The following is a 16,468-nucleotide window of genomic DNA, read 5'->3' as shown; positions in this document are numbered from 1 at the left end:
CTATTTATTCATCTTAATAGGTTCGTAGTGAGGACTTTAGTCCCCATCCAATAAGAAAGGACTAAAGTCCTTACTACGAACCTATTTATTCATCTTAATTTTAGATTGTTCGGCAAAATCAACAATAGTTTGGCGGTATTCGCTGCTGTTAAAAAAAGCATCTCCATTATTGTGCTTAGCGTTAGGAATCAGCAAAATTTGCTTGGGTTCACCAGAAGCAGCATACAACTTTTCACTCATCGGAGCAGGAATCAAAGGATCGGCAGTTCCGTGGGCGAACAAAACCGGAATTTTGAGCAATTTAACTTTATTCAAAGAATCAAACTTTTGTGTCAGCAGCAGCCGCACCGGAAACAGCCGCATCAAACTTTGGCGTTCTACCATATCTAGCATGGAAGTGAACGAACTTTGCACAATTAAGCCCGCAGCTTCCGAATGTGCAACTGCTAATTCTAAAGCAACAGCACCTCCGAGTGAATGGCCGTACAAAAAGATATCGCTAGGCGACAATTGCCGCTGTTTGACTAAATAATTATAAGCTGTTTCCGCATCTTCATAGATTCGAGATTCGCTGGGAAAACTGCCTTGACTGCGCCCGTAACCCCGGTAATCTATCAGCAATACGGAAAAACCCAATTGCCGAAAGCGGTAAGATTGATTGATATTCGCACCGATGTTAAAGCCCTTGCCGTGCAGGTACAATAGGGTTCCCAGCGGCTGTTGATTGGCGGTTGGCAGCCACCAACCGTGAATTTTGTCTGTTTTGGGCGTTTTGGGCGATCGCCCGTTAACTGGCAACCAAACCTCTTCGTAGGGTATGTTGAAAGCATCGGGTGTTTTTTGGATTACAGATGTTGGTTGAAAGATGAAGCGAGTTTGCAGAACAAACAACAGTATACAGAAAAATATGTAGGCGATCGCCAAAATTTTTGCCATTAAAAATAGCAACTTTAACCTGTCGTGCTTTTTATTTTTCATCAATCTCATTTTTAAAATTAGGTTCGTAGTAAGGACTTTAGTCCTACTCAGCTATTTTTTAAGGACTAAAGTCCTTACTACAAACTTATTTACTCGCTCACTCAAGCTACAACGAAATTAACCAACTTTCCAGGAACCACAATCACCTTTTTAATCTCCTTACCTTCAAGATGACGCTTAGCCAAATCCGACTCGCGGGCGTAATTTTCCAAAGCAGCTTTATCAGCACCAGAAGGCACTTGAATAGTGCCGCGCGTCTTACCCATAACTTGAATTACCAGCGTAATTTCATCTGTAATTAAAGCAGATGGATCGGCAATAGGCCAAGCTTGCAAATGTACAGATTCGCTGTTACCAATCAAATGCCACAATTCATCAGCAATGTGCGGCGAAAAAGGCGCTAACAGCAAAATTAAAGTGTTAATTCCCTCTGCATAAACAGATGAATCCTTACATTTAGCATCAGCCAACGCATTGTTCAACTTCATCATTTCCGAAACAGCAGTATTAAACTGATACTCGCCCTCCAAATCTTCTCGAACTTCCTTAATTGCCGTATGAATCGCTCGCCGCAAATCCTTTTCAGCTTTACTTAGCAACTCTTTCTCCCCCCCTTGTAGGGGCGGTGCCCCCGTGCCCGCCCTGGGGAGTGAAGCAAACTCTGTCACCAAGCGCCAAACGCGATTTAAAAAGCGGAATTGCCCTTCCACATCAGCATCATCCCACTCCAAATCCTTCTCTGGCGGCGCCTTGAATAAAATAAACATCCGCGCCGTATCAACCCCATATTTCCCCATAACTTCCAAGGGGTCAACACCGTTGTATTTAGATTTGGACATCTTCTCGTAAAAGACTTCCAAAGCTTCGCCAGTTTGCGGATCTTTAGCATTCTCTGGGTCTACATCTGATGCAGCAACATATTTGCCAGTCACAGGATTTTTGTAGGCTTTTGCTTGCACCATTCCTTGAGTTAACAAGCGCTTAAATGGTTCGTCGCAATCGATCAAACCCCGATCGCGCAAAACCTTCGTAAAGAACCGCGAATACAGTAAATGCAGGATTGCGTGCTCGATGCCGCCGACATATTGGTCTACCGGCATCCAATCATTCGTCTTCGCAGAATCAAAGACTTGCTCGTGATTTTGAGCATCGGGATAGCGCAAAAAATACCACGATGAATCCATAAAAGTATCCATCGTATCCGTTTCGCGCTGCGCCGGAGTGCCGCAACTCGGACAAGGAACGTTTACCCATTCCGGCATCTTTGCCAAGGGCGAACCTTTGCCAGTAAATTGTACATTTTCCGGCAACAATACAGGTAAATCGGATTGTGGGACGGGGACTGTTCCGCAGTTGGGACAGTGAATTACCGGAATCGGAGCGCCCCAATAACGCTGGCGAGAAATTAGCCAATCTCTCAAGCGATATTGCACGCGCGCTTTGCCACAACCTGAATTTTCGGCAGCTTGAATAATTGCGGCTTTGCCTTTAATTGAATCCATCCCGTTGAAGCTTTCGGAATTAATCATAATTCCTGGTTCTGTGTAAGCTTCCGTCAGCGGAACTTCATCATCATCGACAATTACTACTTTAATTGGTAGTTCATATTGATTGGCAAATTTGAAATCTCGCGTGTCGTGGGCGGGTACTCCCATGACTGCGCCTGTCCCGTATTCGTACAGCACGTAATCGGCAATCCAAATTGGGATTTCTTCATCGTTGAAAGGATTGATTACTTTGCCGCCTGTGGGGATGCCGCGCTTTGGTTTGTCATCGGCCGTGCGATCCATTTCGCTTTGCAATGCAACTTCTTTGATGAAGGTATCAACAGCGGTTTTTTGGTCTGCCGTGGTCACGCGCTGAGTTAACGGATGTTCCGGTGCTAAAACAACGTAACTCACGCCATAAATTGTATCGGGACGAGTGGTGAAAACGGCGACTTTTTCATCCATGCCGACGATGGGAAATTCTAAGTAAGCGCCGACAGATTTGCCAATCCAGTTGGCTTGCATTAATTTGACTCTTTCGGGCCAATCTGGCAATTTATCTAAGTCGTTTAATAACTGTTCGGCGTAATCGGTAATTTTGAGGAACCACTGCCGCAATAATTTGCGTTCGACTTTTGCACCGGAACGCCAGGAACGACCTTCGTTGTCTACTTGTTCGTTAGCTAAGACGGTTTGGTCGATCGGGTCCCAGTTAACTGCGGCTTCTTTCTGATATGCTAATCCTGCTTCTAAAAATTGCAAAAACAGCCATTGCGTCCACCGATAATAATCGGGAGAACAGGTTGTAACTTCTTTTCCCCAGTCGAAAGAAATACCCAGGCTGCGAAATAAGCCTTTCATCTGGGCAATATTTTGATATGTCCATTGTGCGGGGGGAATTCCGCGTTCGATGGCGGCATTTTCGGCCGGCAAACCAAAAGCATCCCATCCCATGGGATTGAGTACGCGATAGCCTTGCATCCGCTTGAGTCTGGCAATTACATCGATGATTGTGTAGTTGCGGACGTGTCCCATGTGCAGGCTTCCCGACGGGTAGGGGAACATGGATAAGGCATAAAATTTAGGCTTTTCCCTGTCTTCTGGCATTTGGTCTAAGTTTTGCTCAGCCCATGTCTGTTGCCATTTTTCTTCTATGGATTGGGGGTTGTATCTGGAGTCCACAGCAATTGCTCCGTGCAGAGTTTAGTAAGGTTGGCTTCAGTATTTTTGCACATTCATGGGGCCGCGATTAGGATTCTTTTGCACCCCCAAGGATTTTGGCTCTAATACCTGTATTATATATTGTAGTATATGGAATTTGCGATCGGGGGCGATCGCTAGGTTAAAAGAATCAGACTTATGCGCGGGTGGTCAGAAACCGGGTTTTTACGAGAATATTTGGTTGCAGTCGGCAAAACCCCAAAAAACCCGGTTTCGAGGAGTCACAAATGCGTGGTCATAAACCGGGTTTTTAGGAGAATAGTTCGTTACAGTCGATCGAACCGCAAAAAACCCGGTTTCGAGGAGTCACAAATGCGTAAGTCCTAAAAGCATAAATAACTGCAATTCCCAGAAACCAGATTTATTTGACAAATCTGGTTTCTTAGCATTTATTCCGGCTTAAATGCTATCTGGATCGATGTTCAATTCCCGCAGCTTGGCAGCTAAAAGTTGAGAGTTTTGAGCTGCTTGTTGAGCCTTGAGAGCTTCTTGTTCGGCGCGCTGAAATTCTTGTTCGGCGCGCTGCGATTCTTGTTCGGCGCGCTGCGATTCTTGTTCTGCACGCTGAAATTCTTGTTCTGCACGCTGAAATTCTTGTTCTGCGCGCCGTCGCTCTAATAGCCGCTCTGCATTTATTTCGGAATAGGAAAGAAATCTTTCTCCATCAGGGCGATAGATTTCTAACCCTGATTCTGGTAACTCAAACCGCACTCCCAGTCTGGGACTTATCCATCCCTCCATCGGTTCAATAGGTTCTAAGATTCCTTCAATTCTTTGCCAACCTTCTAACTGATTTTTTTCGGGATCGTAAACGTAATACTCCTCGACTCCATAACGATAGTAAAATGAAAGTTTCTTGTTCATTTTTGTGTTACTATCGTTGTGGGAGCGAATTTCAAAGACGACTTGGGGAGGAATATTTTCTTCGCGAGATTGTATGTAGGAAGGCCGATCGCCTTTTGGCCTGCCAAATACCACCATCGTATCCGGTGCTTGAGAAATATCTGGTCTACCTTCAACCGGATACCAAAGTAAGTCGGCTGCTACAAACACGTTGGGGTCATTTTCAAACAGCGATTCGCAACCTTCTTTGATCGTGACAATTAATTTGTATTGAATGGTGCTTTCTGCCATTGGTTGACCGTCGCTGGATGGATAAATAATTTCTTCTGTTGTGACTTGCATTGTGGTTGTCTCCGAGAAGTATCTTGGTTTAATTATACTATTTATGGTAGTCATCGGGTCGGGGCGGGTTTACGATATTATGGGTTTCAGGCAATTATTGTGGGTGAAACCAGCCCTACATAAATATTTTTTAACCCGCAATTTATCATTGGTAATTGATAATTTTGTAGGGGCTGGTTTTACCAAGCATCTATGTTGAAAACCAATAATCTTATAAACCCGCCCCTACCCAACGACAAGTCCCTAAAATTAGAAAAAATGGCTATCTGCGATCGAATCTATCGCTCATTTGCGTTCTAATTCTGCCAATTTTTTCTGGGCAAATTCGCGGAGGTTTTGGTCGCGATCGTTCTGGGCCAGATCGCGCACAAGTTCTAAAGTTTGAGGGCGATCGGGATATAGCTCAATAATATCTGCAAGAGCTGTTTGCCGGGGGCTAATTTGCCAATCATAGTCGCGATAAACGGGGTCATTAATAGCAATATCGCACAATAATTCAAAGATTTCGGAGTCCTCTTTACACCACCCGTGTGCTAATTCTTGAACTGCTGCACATCGCACATACTTGTGCACATCGCACATACTTGTCATCGTCAAATTGAGCGCGTTGTTTGAGGATAGGTAAGATATCGGGGTCATCTTTCCAGCCGTGTGCTAATTCTTGAACGGCCGCACATCGCACATACTTATCATCGTCAAATTGAGCGCGTTGTTTGAGCCAAGGTGAGGTTTCGGGCTCATCTTTCCAGCCGCGCGCTAATTCTTGAACTGCTGCTTGTCGCACATCCTCATCATCGTCAGATTGAGCGATTTGTTTGAGCCAAGATAAGGTTTCGGGGTCATCTTTCCAGCCGCGTGCTAATTCTTGAACTGCTATTTTTCGCACATTTCTATCATCGTCAGATTGAGCGATTTGTTTGAGCCAAGATAAGGTTTCGGGGTTATCTTTCCAGCCGCGTGCTAATTCTTGAACTGCTGCTTGTCGCACAATCCAATCATTGTCAGATTTAGCAATTTGTTTGAGCCAAGGTGAGGTTTTGGGGTCATCTTTCCAGCCGCGCGCTAATTCTTGAATGGCTGCTTGTCGCACAGTCCAATTATTGTCAAATTTAGCAATTTGTTTGAGCCAAGGTGAGGTTTCGGGGTCATCTTTCCAGCCGCGCGCTAATTCTTGAATGGCTGCTTGTCGCACAGTCCAATTATTGTCAGATTTAGCAATTTGTTTGAGCCAAGGTGAGGTTTCGTGGTCATCTTTCCAAGTTGCTGCAACTGCTGCTACTGCTTGTCTGCGAATTTCATAAACTAGGTTGTCATATTCTTGAGGTGTAGAAGCACTGCTATTTTCGTATTTAGTTAACTCTTTGACTCGCTCGCGCAACTTACTAGCAATAGCAGCGATATCATTTCTATTCTTGACTTCTGAAACACACTCCGCTGCCAAAAACAGATTACTAAAGTTTTCGGCTTCCCCATTTTCATCAATCAAGTATTCCAGGATTTCACCTGTAAATTTAGCATCCAGCATTCCCGCCATTAAACGTAACACTTCATGCCAGGACTCATCTCGCCAGTGTTCCCGAAAAATTTGAATCAAACCATCTAATTCAATCGTTTTTTGTTTTTCAAATTGCCGCAAAAACTCCCAAGCACAAAGAGATAATATCATATCCGGTTAATTATCCATAATAAAAGTGGTTTGCAGTCGCGGAATTGAGTCCTGATTAGCTCAAAGCTGTCAAAATAGCGAGCAGCGGCGTTTTAAAGCTTCTTGTAAAATAGTGTTGTACAGTTTTTCCTTAACAGTATATGCTCCGAATCTTTCCAAGTGCGGATTGTTCATTTGGGCGTCGAAAAGTAGATAAGATCGATCGCGCAATCTCTCCACCAACTTCACCATCGCCACCTTAGAGCCCTCGGGAATTCGGTAAAACATCGATTCCCCGATAAATGCGCCACCTATAGACAATCCCAAAATACCGCCCGCCAATTCGTCGCCGTACCAAGTCTCGAAGCTGTAGGCCCAACCGGCCTCATACAAACCCCAGTAAATCTGCTTGAGCTCCTTAGAAATCCAAGTTGTTTCTCGATCGGCACAACCCTCAACCACCGCCCCAAAATCGCGGTTTACAGCCACCGAAAACCGATTTTGATTGATTTGGCGGCGCAGCGATCGCGGATAGGTAAATCTCTCATCCAGCGGAATCAGCGCCCGCTGGCGGCTGGAATACCACCCCAAACTCTCCTCGCCGTCATTGGCCATCAAGAAGTAGCCTTGCGCGTATCCCTGTATAATTGACGGTATATCATATTGCATAAATTTATCAGTTGTCATTTGTCCGCTAACTTTTCATTCGTCAACATTAGCAATTAGGAATAATCATGTCTGAAACCATCGAACCTATTACTTTACCGCCCGCCCAAAACCCCGAGCAAGAAGGCCAATGGCTCCAAGAAACACTCCTTGCTTGGCTAGACTCCGAGTTTATCCCAGAAGCCGCCAACCAGCAAATAGCTAAAAGAGCCGCCCAAATCTACCTCCGCCAGCGCATGGAAGGCGAAAACGACTTGGGCAGCCTCGTAATTGCGATCGTCACCGAAATGCAGGCCTATGATTTTTCTAAAAGCTTTTACGGCGAATTTGCGATCGCCAACGCCGTCAGCGACTTATTACTCGAAAGTCTCGGTATCGATAAATGCTGCGGCCAATGAAGCAAGAAGGTTCGGCAACGGATTTGGTAACGGATGTAACGGATGTCAGTCAGAAAGAAGCAGGAAAAAGTAAGAAGTAAGAATGAAAAAGCAAGAAGGAGGTTTTAGCTGAAATCTGAAACAAAAATAAACCCCAAATATAATCTTACTGATTATGCATAAGTTTTTTCTTCATTCCTTCTTCCTTCTTCCCTCTCTATTAGATAACTAAACCCTTCTTTCTTCTATCCTTTAAATCCGTTAAAAAATCCGTTGCCGAACTTCTTCCTTCTTTCTTCGTACTACCAGCTAGACTTCACAACACCGGGCAAAAGACCTTCGTGGGCCATTTCTCGCATCATGTTGCGAGACAGTCCGAAATCGCGGTAGTAACCTCTGGGGCGACCAGTTGCCCAGCAGCGGTTCCGCAAGCGAGTCCGCGAACTGCCGCGGGGTAGCTGTTGCAGTTGGCGGTGAATCGCCATTTTGTCCATCTGGTTCGCTGCTTGGTCGAACTGCTCTTTCAGGTCTTCGCGCTTGTCAGCGTACTTGTCTACGAGTCTTTGGCGCTTTTTCTCGCGCTCGACCATGCTCTTTTTAGCCATAATCTGTTGATATCCTTAGATAAATCACAATCTACTATTTTACTATATTTTGGTGATTTGCGATCGCTTTTATTTTCATTACTTTTTTTGTTGACAAGATTTTTGGTAACAGGCAAGATGCTATTGGTGTCAACTTAAGCTGAAAAACTTTTAGATATCTCGTTCACATCCTCTTGCGAGATCCCCCTAAATCCCCCTTAAGAAGGGGGACTTTGATTTATTTCTGGTTCCCCCCTTGGGAAGGGGGGTTAGGGGGGATCTATGCCTTAATTGTGGAACAGGCCGGAAAGCCTGTCCCTGACATTAGTGGAAAATCTAACTATTAGCAGAAGGGCACAAATCGGCAAGTTCGCAAATATTGCAAATCGGCTTTCTCGCATTACAAACCGCCCGACCGTGATAAACTAACCGAATTGACCAATTTTCCCAATCCGGCTGCGGCAACAATAGCATCAAATCCCGCTCGATCCGAATCGGATCGGCGTGTTCAGTCAATCCCAACCTCTGACTCAAACGCTTGACGTGAGTGTCTACCGTCACGCCTTGGTGAATATCAAAAGCGTGGGCGAGGACTACATTAGCCGTTTTGCGCGCGACTCCGGGCAATTCTAGCAGCAGTTCCATTTGCTGCGGTACTTGATTGTTGAATTTGTTGACGATCGCCCAACAAGCAGCTTTAATATTTTTAGACTTATTCCGGTAAAAACCAGTCGATCGCACCAGACGCTCCAATTCATCCAAATCAGCATTTGCCAAAGCCTCCGCATCCGGGAAACGATCGAACAACGCCGGCGTTACCAGATTTACTCGCTCATCCGTACACTGAGCCGCCAGAATCGTCGCCACCATCAACTGCACCGGAGTTTCATAGTTGAGAGTGCAAGGGGCTTCTGGATACAGCCGTTTGAGGCGAATTAGAATTTCGAGCGATTTTTGTTTTAAACTTAACTTTTTAGTCATTAGTTATCAGTCATTAGTCATCAGTCATTCGTGCTGTCCCAGAAGAGCGAACGTCATTAGTCATTAGTCATCAGTGATTGACCGAACTTGATATTATATCATGTCCGGTCGATTACCATAACAAAAACGGATCTGTGCGGACTTGAGTTCTCCGCATGAGAGCGGACTGAAGTCCGCACTACGAACCTTACTTATTGCGGTCAATCGATCGAACTTGATATTAGTCATTTACAACTGATTGGGGTCAATTCCCATGTCTCGGAGCCGAGCTTCTAAAGCTTGCGAGCGCGATCGTTCTTGCTCCAACATGGTTTCTGCTTGTTCGGCTCTTTGCCGTTCTTGTTCGGCCCTTTGCCGTTCTTGTTCGGCTCTTAATTCTGCTTGTTCTCGAAGTTGAGCGAGTTCCACAAAACTCACAAACGGTGTTCCATCAGGCCTGAATATTTGCAGTTCAGTTTCTGATAGTTGAAACCGCACTCCCATTCTTGGACTTACCCAGCCGTTGACTTGTTCGATTGGTTCTAATCGTTCCTCTCGGCGCTCCCATATAGTTAAATCCACATTAGCCGGATCGTACAGATAATATTCTTCTACGCCGTACTGTTCGTAAAATCTCAGTTTTTGCAGCATCGGAGTCAGCCGATTTCCCGGCGACCAAATTTCAAACGCCACTTGCGGCACAATGTTCTCTTCATTCCATTGTTGGTAGGAGCCTCGATAACCTTTCGGTCTTCCGAAGACTACCATCGCATCTGGCGCTTGAGAAATTTTGTTGTTTCCTTCTACTGGATACCACAGTAAGTTTCCCGCTACAAAAACATCAGCCCGGCTGGCAAATAACAGTTCTAAATTTTCTTTGATCCACACGATCAATCTAAACTGTTCGGTATTATCTGACATTGGTTCGCCGTTATCATCTGGATAGATAATCTTTGCTTTTTCGGGAGATTGCAGTTGTGTGACCATTGCTATTTCTCCTAATTTACTGGTTAATTTATATTGCTCAGCAGTCATCAGTTGTGTAATGACTAATGACTGCTGAAAACTGCCAACAATCAACTGCCAACTGTCAACTGTCAACTGCCAACTGACTACTGCTGCCGAAGAGTTCGCATCAAATCAAAGCCCGCCAAATTAGCAGTATCGCGAACTATCAAGAAAATTCCCAAACCCAACAACAGCACCAAACCAGTCTGCATCACATTTTCTTGAATGCGGTTTGGCAGAGGCTTGCCCCGCAGTCCTTCTATTAACAGAAAAGCTAGCTGACCGCCGTCCAAAGCAGGCAAAGGCAAGATATTAATCACAGCCAAATTTATACTAATTAATACCGCAAACTGAAACAAATTCGCAGCATCCGATCGCGCAATCCCTGCACCAGCGGCCACAATTGCCACGGGCCCGGACAACTTTTCAGCAGTCTGGCTGAAATTGCTAACTAATTGCCCAAAACCTTCTACCGTCAGCACTACAATCCGCTCAAATTCAGTCGCGGCCTTGCTAAATGCCTCTACAATTCCGACTCGCTGCCGCACGACGGTACCGTTAGAAGTTAGCTGCACGCCAATCTTACCTTTACCGTCGGGGGACAATTCGGGAGTAACTGTCACCACAAATTTTTGTTCTTGGCGCTGAATTTCTAGCGCCAGGGGTTGGTTGGGACGATCTTGGATTGCTGAGACTAAAGATTTGATTGCTTCGCGGGAAGCGCCCAATTCCTTGCCATCAACGGACAGAACAATGTCGCCCGATCGAATTCCCGCTTGGAATGCCGCCGAACTAACTTCCGCAGCGACTTCCGGGACTTTAACTCCCGGTAGGTAGTTCATGGAGGGCGCGCCAACGGTGGTTAATTGCACCAGCAGCAGGAAGTAAGCAAAAATTAAGTTGGCAATTACTCCTGCACTAATGACGATCGCCCGATCGATCACGGGGCGATTTCGCAGCAAATTCGGGTCATTGGGGGGAATAGTGCTGTCTGGATCGTCATCCGGGAAACCCACGAAACCTCCCAGGGGAAAGGCGCGGAGGGCATATTCAGTTTCCGGGCCTTGGTACTTCCACAGGATGGGCCCGAAACCGATGGAGAAGCGGTTGACGTGAATGTGTTGAAGTCTCGCCGCCAAGAAGTGGCCGAGTTCGTGAACGACAATCAAGATACCTAAAACTGCGATCGCTGCCAAAACTGACATGAAGGATTCCACTAACACTTTTACTTGACTTTGATTTATTTTAATATCTTTTTAAGATTGGTGGCTTCCGACCTGCAAATTTCAGTCAAACTGGAAGATGATGTTTTTTGTCGGAAGTCCCGGTACTGCGATCGACCGGACACGGCGGCTTTCGCGATCGCGCGATCGTACCTGAGTTTACCTCAAAAACCAATTACCCGTTACCAATTACCCGTTACCAATTCCCAGTTACCAATTCCCAATTATGAAAGACACTTCTTTGAATATTATCGCTATTTCTATCTTCGCCATCACCGTTTCCATATTATTGGGCCCCCTATTCAACCTACCAGAGGCCGTACCTGCGATCGCCACCTTTTGCCTGTTGGGGCTAGCCACCCTGGACACTTTCCAGTGGCAAGGTCAAGGCGGTACAATATTAGTAGATTTGCTGGGGGGAAGTTCTAAAGAAAAGCGCGATCGCATCCTCCACCACGAAGCCGGACACTTCCTCGTCGCCCACCTGTTAGGAATTCCCATCACCAGCTACGCCCTCAACGCCCTTGAAGCATTCAAACAAGGACAAACAGCCCAAGGCGGCGTTCGATTTGCAGACCAACAACTAGCATCTCAACTCGAAAACGGCACACTTTCCGTCCAACTTTTAGACCAATACTGCACCGTGTGGATGGCAGGAATAGTCGCCGAAAAAGTTGTTTACGGCAACGCCCGAGGAGGAGCAGAAGACCGCACAAAAATTAGCGCAATTTTAACACAAATGCGCCGTCCTATTTCCGAAATTCAACTCAAACAAAACTGGGGTTCCCTGCGAGCAAAAACCCTAATCGAAAGCCATCAATCCGCTTACGAAGCCCTAGTCGCAGCCATGGAAAAAAGAGCAACCGTCGCTGAATGCTGCGACATCATCCAGCAAAACTTGTAGCACAAAACTTGCTTTTTTAACCCAGTTTCTTTGTAGATGTCTCACTCCCGCCCCGATTTTGCATAGAAATCGGGTTTAATAGCATTAATTCGATCGCCATTAAAAAATCATGTCACAATCAAAACTTTTCGCAACAAAACTGCAAACAGCCAACCCAAATCAAGAAAAATTGCTGCGGCTGTTCGGTTTCCGCATCGACCCCGACACCGAAGTACCGAATCTCTATACTCTCATCGTCTGTGGAGAAGAAGAACCGCCTTTAGTAGCCGGCGGTCAACTTGTATTTTTTACCCGTCCAGAACTAGCAATTAACGCTCTCAAACTTTGCGATATCGATGTCAGCGAACTGGGAAAGCCGCCAACACAAATAGATGCTATTTGCGACATAGCAGAAACCCTGTACTTGCTCGATGCAGAAGATATTGATGACGAATCAGGGACTATGCTTAACTGTTTGAACGCGCTGTTAAATTTAGTTAAAGCCACATTAACACCGATGCCCACAGAGTACAAGCGCGTGCTTTATGCTTTTGCAGACCACTTGAATATTGAAGAAGAGTTTGCCAGTTTTTTAGCTGAAGAAGACATCCAGCGTTCGGAAATTGTCAATGCTATTTTGTGGTGTGTAGGAGCAATTACCGCCAAATCTAGATTGCTAACCTAGTAATTTGAGATTGGGGATTTGAGATTGGGGATTTGAGATTGAATAATTCACAAAATTAAAAAATTCAACTTCCTAGTTGCAACTACGTCAGAAATCCTGCCACCGTCAATTTTTCGCCAATTATAACAGGAAATAGGGCAATGACTGCAACAGATGTACGCTTGTGGACTGTAAACGAATACCGCCGCATGACCGAAACGGGTATTCTCGATCCAGATGAACGAGTCGAATTAATTGACGGACAAATTGTTTCAATGAGTGCTAAAAATCCTCCCCATGCTGCAACTAATCTCTGTGCGGCAGACTATCTGAGAAATCTGCTAGCAGGACTCGCTTTAATTCGCATCCAAGACCCCGTTACTCTGAGCGCAAATTCCGAACCTGAACCGGATATTGCTGTCGTGCAAATCGACATTCGGCTGTACCAAGATTTTCATCCCGCCCCCGCTAACATCTTGTTGTTGGTAGAAGTAGCTGACACGACTTTAGAAACATACCGCAACCGCAAAGCACGGGTTTATGCTGAGGCGGGAATTGCTGATTATTGGATACTTGATGTTAACACGCGGCAAGTTTATGTTTTTCGCGAACCTGTGGGGGGAAATTACCGACAAGAAACTATATTTGATGAATATGGAATTTTGTCAATGTTGGCATTTCCCGAAATAGAAGTTCAGGTAGGGCGATTGTTTCCTTAAGGGAGTTATTTGTATAGTTAGGCGGCGGGTTTATTGATTTGGGGGGCTACAGATAAATGTTGCTGGTTAAAGGCGCCCCTACGTAATTTATCCATGGGCGATTGACCTTTTTGGGAAATTTGAAAATGTGCGATCGAGTTTCTGTCGCTGGGTGGGGGCGGGTTTATTTCGATTGTTGGTACTCATTAAAGATTGTTGTCGCTGGGTGGGGGCGGGTTTATTTCGATTGTTGGTACTCATTAAAGATTGTTGGTGAAACCCGCCCCTACTATTCAATTACCAATTACCAATTACCAATTACCAATTCTTCAGGAAAGTCCCGATCGCCCAAAAAAAACTTAGTATTACAGCGTAGCGCGAGTTATACTCCTACTGGAAAGACTGCGATCGCCCAAAAATCCCGAAATCAAAGTTTATGAGCAACACTTCCCCCCCTGAAAGGGCCGCCGACAACCCCCAAACCAAAAAACTCAGCTTCTCCACAAAGTTAGCATACGGCGCGGGAGACCTAGGCCCCGCAATTACTGCGAATGTTTTGGTATTTTTCCTGCTGTTTTTCTTTACCAACGTGGCGGGTTTGGCTGCGGGGACTGCTAGTAACATTTTGCTAATTGGCAAGGTTTGGGATGCCGTAAATGACCCGATTGTGGGGGTTCTGAGCGATCGCACCTCTCACCCCTGGGGCCGCCGCTATCCTTGGATGGTTTACGGCGCAATTCCTTTCGGGATCTTCTTCTTTTTGCAGTGGATTGTGCCCAGCAAAGATCCTACGATACTATTTTGGTACTATGTGGCGATCGGCATATTGTTTAACACCGCCTACACCGCCGTCAACCTGCCTTACACCGCCCTCACCCCAGAATTAACCCAAGACTACAACGAACGCACTAGCCTTAACAGTTTCCGGTTTACTTTCTCGATCGGCGGCAGCATTTTATCGTTAATTATCGCCCAAATTATCTTTGCCTTAGTTAAAGATGACATCCAAAAATACATAATATTAGGCGCACTCTGTACCGTAATTTCAGTATTGCCTTTGTACTGGTGCTTTTTCGGAACCCGCAAACACGTCCTCTCTCAATTGCAAGAAAATCCTCTAGAAGACAATTCTACCTCTTTGCCGATCGCAGAACAGTTGCGGATTGCATTTAACAATCGCCCTTTTTTGTACGTAATTGGAATTTACCTCTGTTCTTGGCTGGGAGTGCAATTAACTGCTTCGATTTTGCCCTACTTTGTCATCAACTGGATGAATCTGCCACCAGCCACTTTTACCCAAACTGCGATCGCAGTTCAAGGCACCGCACTCGCCATGTTATCTGTTTGGAGTAGAGTTAGCGAGCGATATGGCAAAAAAGCCGTTTATTTTATGGGCATGAGTTTGTGGATTATCGCCCAAGCCGGACTGTTTTTCCTGCAACCCGGACAAGTAGTTCAGATGTACCTGTTAGCAGTTATGGCAGGTGTGGGAGTTTCCACTGCTTATCTCGTACCTTGGTCGATGATACCGGATGTGATTGAACTCGACGAACTCCAAACAGGCGAAAGACGCGAAGGCGTGTTCTATTCGTTTATGGTTTTGCTGCAAAAAATTGGTTTGGCGATCGGCTTGTGGTTGGTAGGCCAAGCATTAGAACAAGCTGGATTTCTTGCCACTGTTCAGGGAGAGGCTGCACCCGTACAGCCGGATTCTGCACTGTTCGCGATTCGAGTTGCGATCGGGCCGCTGCCCACAATTGCTTTAATTTGCGGCATGATTCTCACCTATTTCTATCCGATTACCCGCGAAGTTCACGCAGAAATTTTGTTGAAACTTCGAGAAAAAAAAGCACAAAATCACTAAGCTTTAATAGACTTTGATTGCATTCATGCGCTCTCCTATCATGAAATTCATCATCGTCGCTCGGCGGTTTTCCTCTCAATCAAAGATTGAGGCAATGCAATTCTAATCCAATACGGTTCACTTAAGATCGATCCCCCCTAACCCCCCTTAATAAGGGGGGGATAAGAAAGCTCTTAAAGTCCCCCGACAATCAGGGGGATGCGAGGGGGATCTCCGGGGCATAAATAGTCTTAAGTAAACCGTATTGAATTATAATCAGCCTAAAAAAAACACAATTGCCAACAGCTTATCCGGGCGATATTCCCGAACAATAATTAGAACGCTTGCCAACCATTTGTATTTTCTTACGAAGGTGTCCTAAACTTCTTTCCTATCATGTCCGGTTGATTACCATCAGTTTGTAGTGCGGACTTCAGTCCGCTCTTCGGTTGCGGACTGAAGTCCGCACTACAAACCTTGCTTATTAGGGTCAATCGATCGGACATGATATCATCGGTTTGTCGAAAAAAAAACAGCCCGTTGCGCGTTTCCCGTTAGTATTGCTATAGCTCTCATAGTCGGATGGGCGAATCGCAGCGATGGTTTTAGCAATTGTGGAAAAGCCCAGAAACCCCGTGTTTCTGCGACAAAACATCGCATCGCCCAGCGCCATCCGCCCGGTAGCAAAATCTAGAAGCCTTGAGTTTTTCCAAATGTCGATCGACTTTGCAATCACAAAATATTAATTTTTATGTCGTTTACCCACTATTGAACTCGGTTTGTGATATGATTGTCCGGCAGTTTAATTATGTAAAGTTAAACAGTCATCCAAATCTTCAAAAAGTTGACAATTAAAAGATAAAGAAAGATTTTTGTCGGAAATTGATTGGATTACTTGTCGTTCCACAAATCGGCCCAATGGTGTTAATTATTATATCTACGTGGAAAATCCAAAACTTTTTAGCCGATCGGGAAAGCGGGTAAGTTAACAGGTAGTGCAGCTATTGGTGGCGATCGCAAAAATGGCAGAAATGACAAGGCAATAC

The 16,468-nt window shown here is 45.3% G+C and carries 18 protein-coding genes; 8 read left to right on the top strand and 10 right to left on the bottom strand.

Annotated features, from left to right (window positions below):
* Positions 1-81 precede the first annotated feature (81 nt).
* The 6 genes from JGK39_RS18015 to aat all read right to left on the bottom strand — a co-directional run bounded on the left by JGK39_RS18015 (position 82) and on the right by aat (position 7,185).
* A complete protein-coding gene (locus JGK39_RS18015; protein ID WP_293251902.1) occupies positions 82-978 on the bottom strand; it encodes an alpha/beta hydrolase in 897 nt (298 codons plus the stop codon).
* A gap of 101 nt (positions 979-1,079) precedes the next feature.
* Positions 1,080-3,647 (bottom strand): leucine--tRNA ligase, encoded by a 2,568-nt coding sequence (gene leuS / locus JGK39_RS18010; protein WP_293251900.1) that lies wholly within the window; start codon positions 3,645-3,647, stop codon positions 1,080-1,082.
* Positions 3,648-4,085: 438 nt separating this feature from the next.
* The gene (locus tag JGK39_RS18005) at positions 4,086-4,871 is read right to left on the bottom strand and encodes a Uma2 family endonuclease (protein WP_293296981.1); all 786 of its coding nucleotides are present in this window, start codon (positions 4,869-4,871) and stop codon (positions 4,086-4,088) included.
* Positions 4,872-5,156: 285 nt separating this feature from the next.
* Positions 5,157-5,432: a hypothetical protein gene (locus tag JGK39_RS18000; RefSeq protein WP_293308682.1), complete on the bottom strand. Its 276-nt coding sequence runs from the start codon at positions 5,430-5,432 to the stop codon at positions 5,157-5,159.
* Positions 5,389-6,537, bottom strand: a complete 1,149-nt coding sequence (locus JGK39_RS17995; protein WP_293322315.1) for a HEAT repeat domain-containing protein — start codon at positions 6,535-6,537, stop codon at positions 5,389-5,391. The genes JGK39_RS18000 and JGK39_RS17995 overlap by 44 nt, the downstream gene beginning before the upstream one ends.
* Positions 6,538-6,606: 69 nt before the next feature.
* Positions 6,607-7,185, bottom strand: coding sequence for a leucyl/phenylalanyl-tRNA--protein transferase (gene aat / locus JGK39_RS17990; protein ID WP_293296985.1), 579 nt, complete (start codon positions 7,183-7,185; stop codon positions 6,607-6,609).
* 65 nt (positions 7,186-7,250) lie between these two features.
* Between aat and JGK39_RS17985 the strand changes: the two genes are divergently transcribed.
* Entirely contained in the window at positions 7,251-7,580 is a 330-nt protein-coding gene (locus JGK39_RS17985; protein WP_293251894.1) for a hypothetical protein, read from the top strand.
* 281 nt (positions 7,581-7,861) lie between these two features.
* Here JGK39_RS17985 and rpsN read toward each other — a convergent pair whose 3' ends face one another.
* The 4 genes from rpsN to rseP form a co-directional block, all read right to left on the bottom strand.
* The gene (rpsN, locus tag JGK39_RS17980) at positions 7,862-8,164 is read right to left on the bottom strand and encodes a 30S ribosomal protein S14 (RefSeq protein ID WP_293142737.1); all 303 of its coding nucleotides are present in this window, start codon (positions 8,162-8,164) and stop codon (positions 7,862-7,864) included.
* A 315-nt stretch (positions 8,165-8,479) separates the two neighbouring features.
* Positions 8,480-9,124 carry an endonuclease III gene (gene nth / locus JGK39_RS17975; RefSeq protein WP_293251892.1) on the bottom strand — a complete coding sequence of 215 codons (645 nt, stop codon included), beginning with the start codon at positions 9,122-9,124 and terminating at the stop codon, positions 8,480-8,482.
* 228 nt (positions 9,125-9,352) lie between these two features.
* Positions 9,353-10,090, bottom strand: coding sequence for a Uma2 family endonuclease (locus tag JGK39_RS17970; protein ID WP_293296983.1), 738 nt, complete (start codon positions 10,088-10,090; stop codon positions 9,353-9,355).
* A 125-nt stretch (positions 10,091-10,215) separates the two neighbouring features.
* Positions 10,216-11,316, bottom strand: coding sequence for an RIP metalloprotease RseP (gene rseP, locus JGK39_RS17965; protein WP_293251890.1), 1,101 nt, complete (start codon positions 11,314-11,316; stop codon positions 10,216-10,218).
* Positions 11,317-11,423: 107 nt separating this feature from the next.
* Between rseP and JGK39_RS17960 the strand changes: the two genes are divergently transcribed.
* The 7 genes from JGK39_RS17960 to JGK39_RS17930 all read left to right on the top strand — a co-directional run bounded on the left by JGK39_RS17960 (position 11,424) and on the right by JGK39_RS17930 (position 16,168).
* The gene (locus JGK39_RS17960) at positions 11,424-11,564 is read left to right on the top strand and encodes a hypothetical protein (RefSeq protein ID WP_293296976.1); all 141 of its coding nucleotides are present in this window, start codon (positions 11,424-11,426) and stop codon (positions 11,562-11,564) included.
* On the top strand, positions 11,561-12,238 hold the full coding sequence (locus JGK39_RS17955) for an ATP-dependent Zn protease (protein WP_293251886.1): 678 nt from the start codon (positions 11,561-11,563) through the stop codon (positions 12,236-12,238). The genes JGK39_RS17960 and JGK39_RS17955 overlap by 4 nt, the downstream gene beginning before the upstream one ends.
* A gap of 109 nt (positions 12,239-12,347) precedes the next feature.
* Positions 12,348-12,902 carry a hypothetical protein gene (locus JGK39_RS17950; RefSeq protein ID WP_293251884.1) on the top strand — a complete coding sequence of 185 codons (555 nt, stop codon included), beginning with the start codon at positions 12,348-12,350 and terminating at the stop codon, positions 12,900-12,902.
* Positions 12,903-13,042: 140 nt separating this feature from the next.
* Complete coding sequence (locus JGK39_RS17945) at positions 13,043-13,600, top strand: Uma2 family endonuclease (RefSeq protein ID WP_293296974.1); 558 nt, start codon at positions 13,043-13,045, stop codon at positions 13,598-13,600.
* A gap of 110 nt (positions 13,601-13,710) precedes the next feature.
* Entirely contained in the window at positions 13,711-14,019 is a 309-nt protein-coding gene (locus JGK39_RS17940) for a hypothetical protein (protein ID WP_293251880.1), read from the top strand.
* Positions 14,016-15,443, top strand: coding sequence for an MFS transporter (locus tag JGK39_RS17935; protein ID WP_293251878.1), 1,428 nt, complete (start codon positions 14,016-14,018; stop codon positions 15,441-15,443). The genes JGK39_RS17940 and JGK39_RS17935 overlap by 4 nt, the downstream gene beginning before the upstream one ends.
* A gap of 578 nt (positions 15,444-16,021) precedes the next feature.
* The gene (locus JGK39_RS17930) at positions 16,022-16,168 is read left to right on the top strand and encodes a hypothetical protein (protein ID WP_293251876.1); all 147 of its coding nucleotides are present in this window, start codon (positions 16,022-16,024) and stop codon (positions 16,166-16,168) included.
* The last annotated feature ends 300 nt before the right edge of the window (positions 16,169-16,468 follow it).

The sequence above is a fragment of the Microcoleus sp. PH2017_12_PCY_D_A genome (assembly GCF_020738565.1).
Taxonomy (GTDB): Bacteria; Cyanobacteriota; Cyanobacteriia; order Cyanobacteriales; family Microcoleaceae; genus Microcoleus.
Note: the sequence above shows the minus strand (reverse complement) of the source record. Positions and strands in the feature narration are given on the sequence as shown.

Coding starts and splice junctions, on each gene's coding strand:
- JGK39_RS18015 (WP_293251902.1), bottom strand. CDS start 978: ATGAAAAATAAAAAGCACGACAGGTTAAAGTTGCTATTTTTAATGGCA.
- JGK39_RS18005 (WP_293296981.1), bottom strand. CDS start 4,871: ATGCAAGTCACAACAGAAGAAATTATTTATCCATCCAGCGACGGTCAA.
- JGK39_RS17995 (WP_293322315.1), bottom strand. CDS start 6,537: ATGATATTATCTCTTTGTGCTTGGGAGTTTTTGCGGCAATTTGAAAAA.
- aat (WP_293296985.1), bottom strand. CDS start 7,185: ATGCAATATGATATACCGTCAATTATACAGGGATACGCGCAAGGCTAC.
- JGK39_RS17985 (WP_293251894.1), top strand. CDS start 7,251: ATGTCTGAAACCATCGAACCTATTACTTTACCGCCCGCCCAAAACCCC.
- rpsN (WP_293142737.1), bottom strand. CDS start 8,164: ATGGCTAAAAAGAGCATGGTCGAGCGCGAGAAAAAGCGCCAAAGACTC.
- nth (WP_293251892.1), bottom strand. CDS start 9,124: ATGACTAAAAAGTTAAGTTTAAAACAAAAATCGCTCGAAATTCTAATT.
- JGK39_RS17970 (WP_293296983.1), bottom strand. CDS start 10,090: ATGGTCACACAACTGCAATCTCCCGAAAAAGCAAAGATTATCTATCCA.
- rseP (WP_293251890.1), bottom strand. CDS start 11,316: ATGTCAGTTTTGGCAGCGATCGCAGTTTTAGGTATCTTGATTGTCGTT.
- JGK39_RS17955 (WP_293251886.1), top strand. CDS start 11,561: ATGAAAGACACTTCTTTGAATATTATCGCTATTTCTATCTTCGCCATC.
- JGK39_RS17950 (WP_293251884.1), top strand. CDS start 12,348: ATGTCACAATCAAAACTTTTCGCAACAAAACTGCAAACAGCCAACCCA.
- JGK39_RS17945 (WP_293296974.1), top strand. CDS start 13,043: ATGACTGCAACAGATGTACGCTTGTGGACTGTAAACGAATACCGCCGC.
- JGK39_RS17935 (WP_293251878.1), top strand. CDS start 14,016: ATGAGCAACACTTCCCCCCCTGAAAGGGCCGCCGACAACCCCCAAACC.
- JGK39_RS17930 (WP_293251876.1), top strand. CDS start 16,022: ATGGTTTTAGCAATTGTGGAAAAGCCCAGAAACCCCGTGTTTCTGCGA.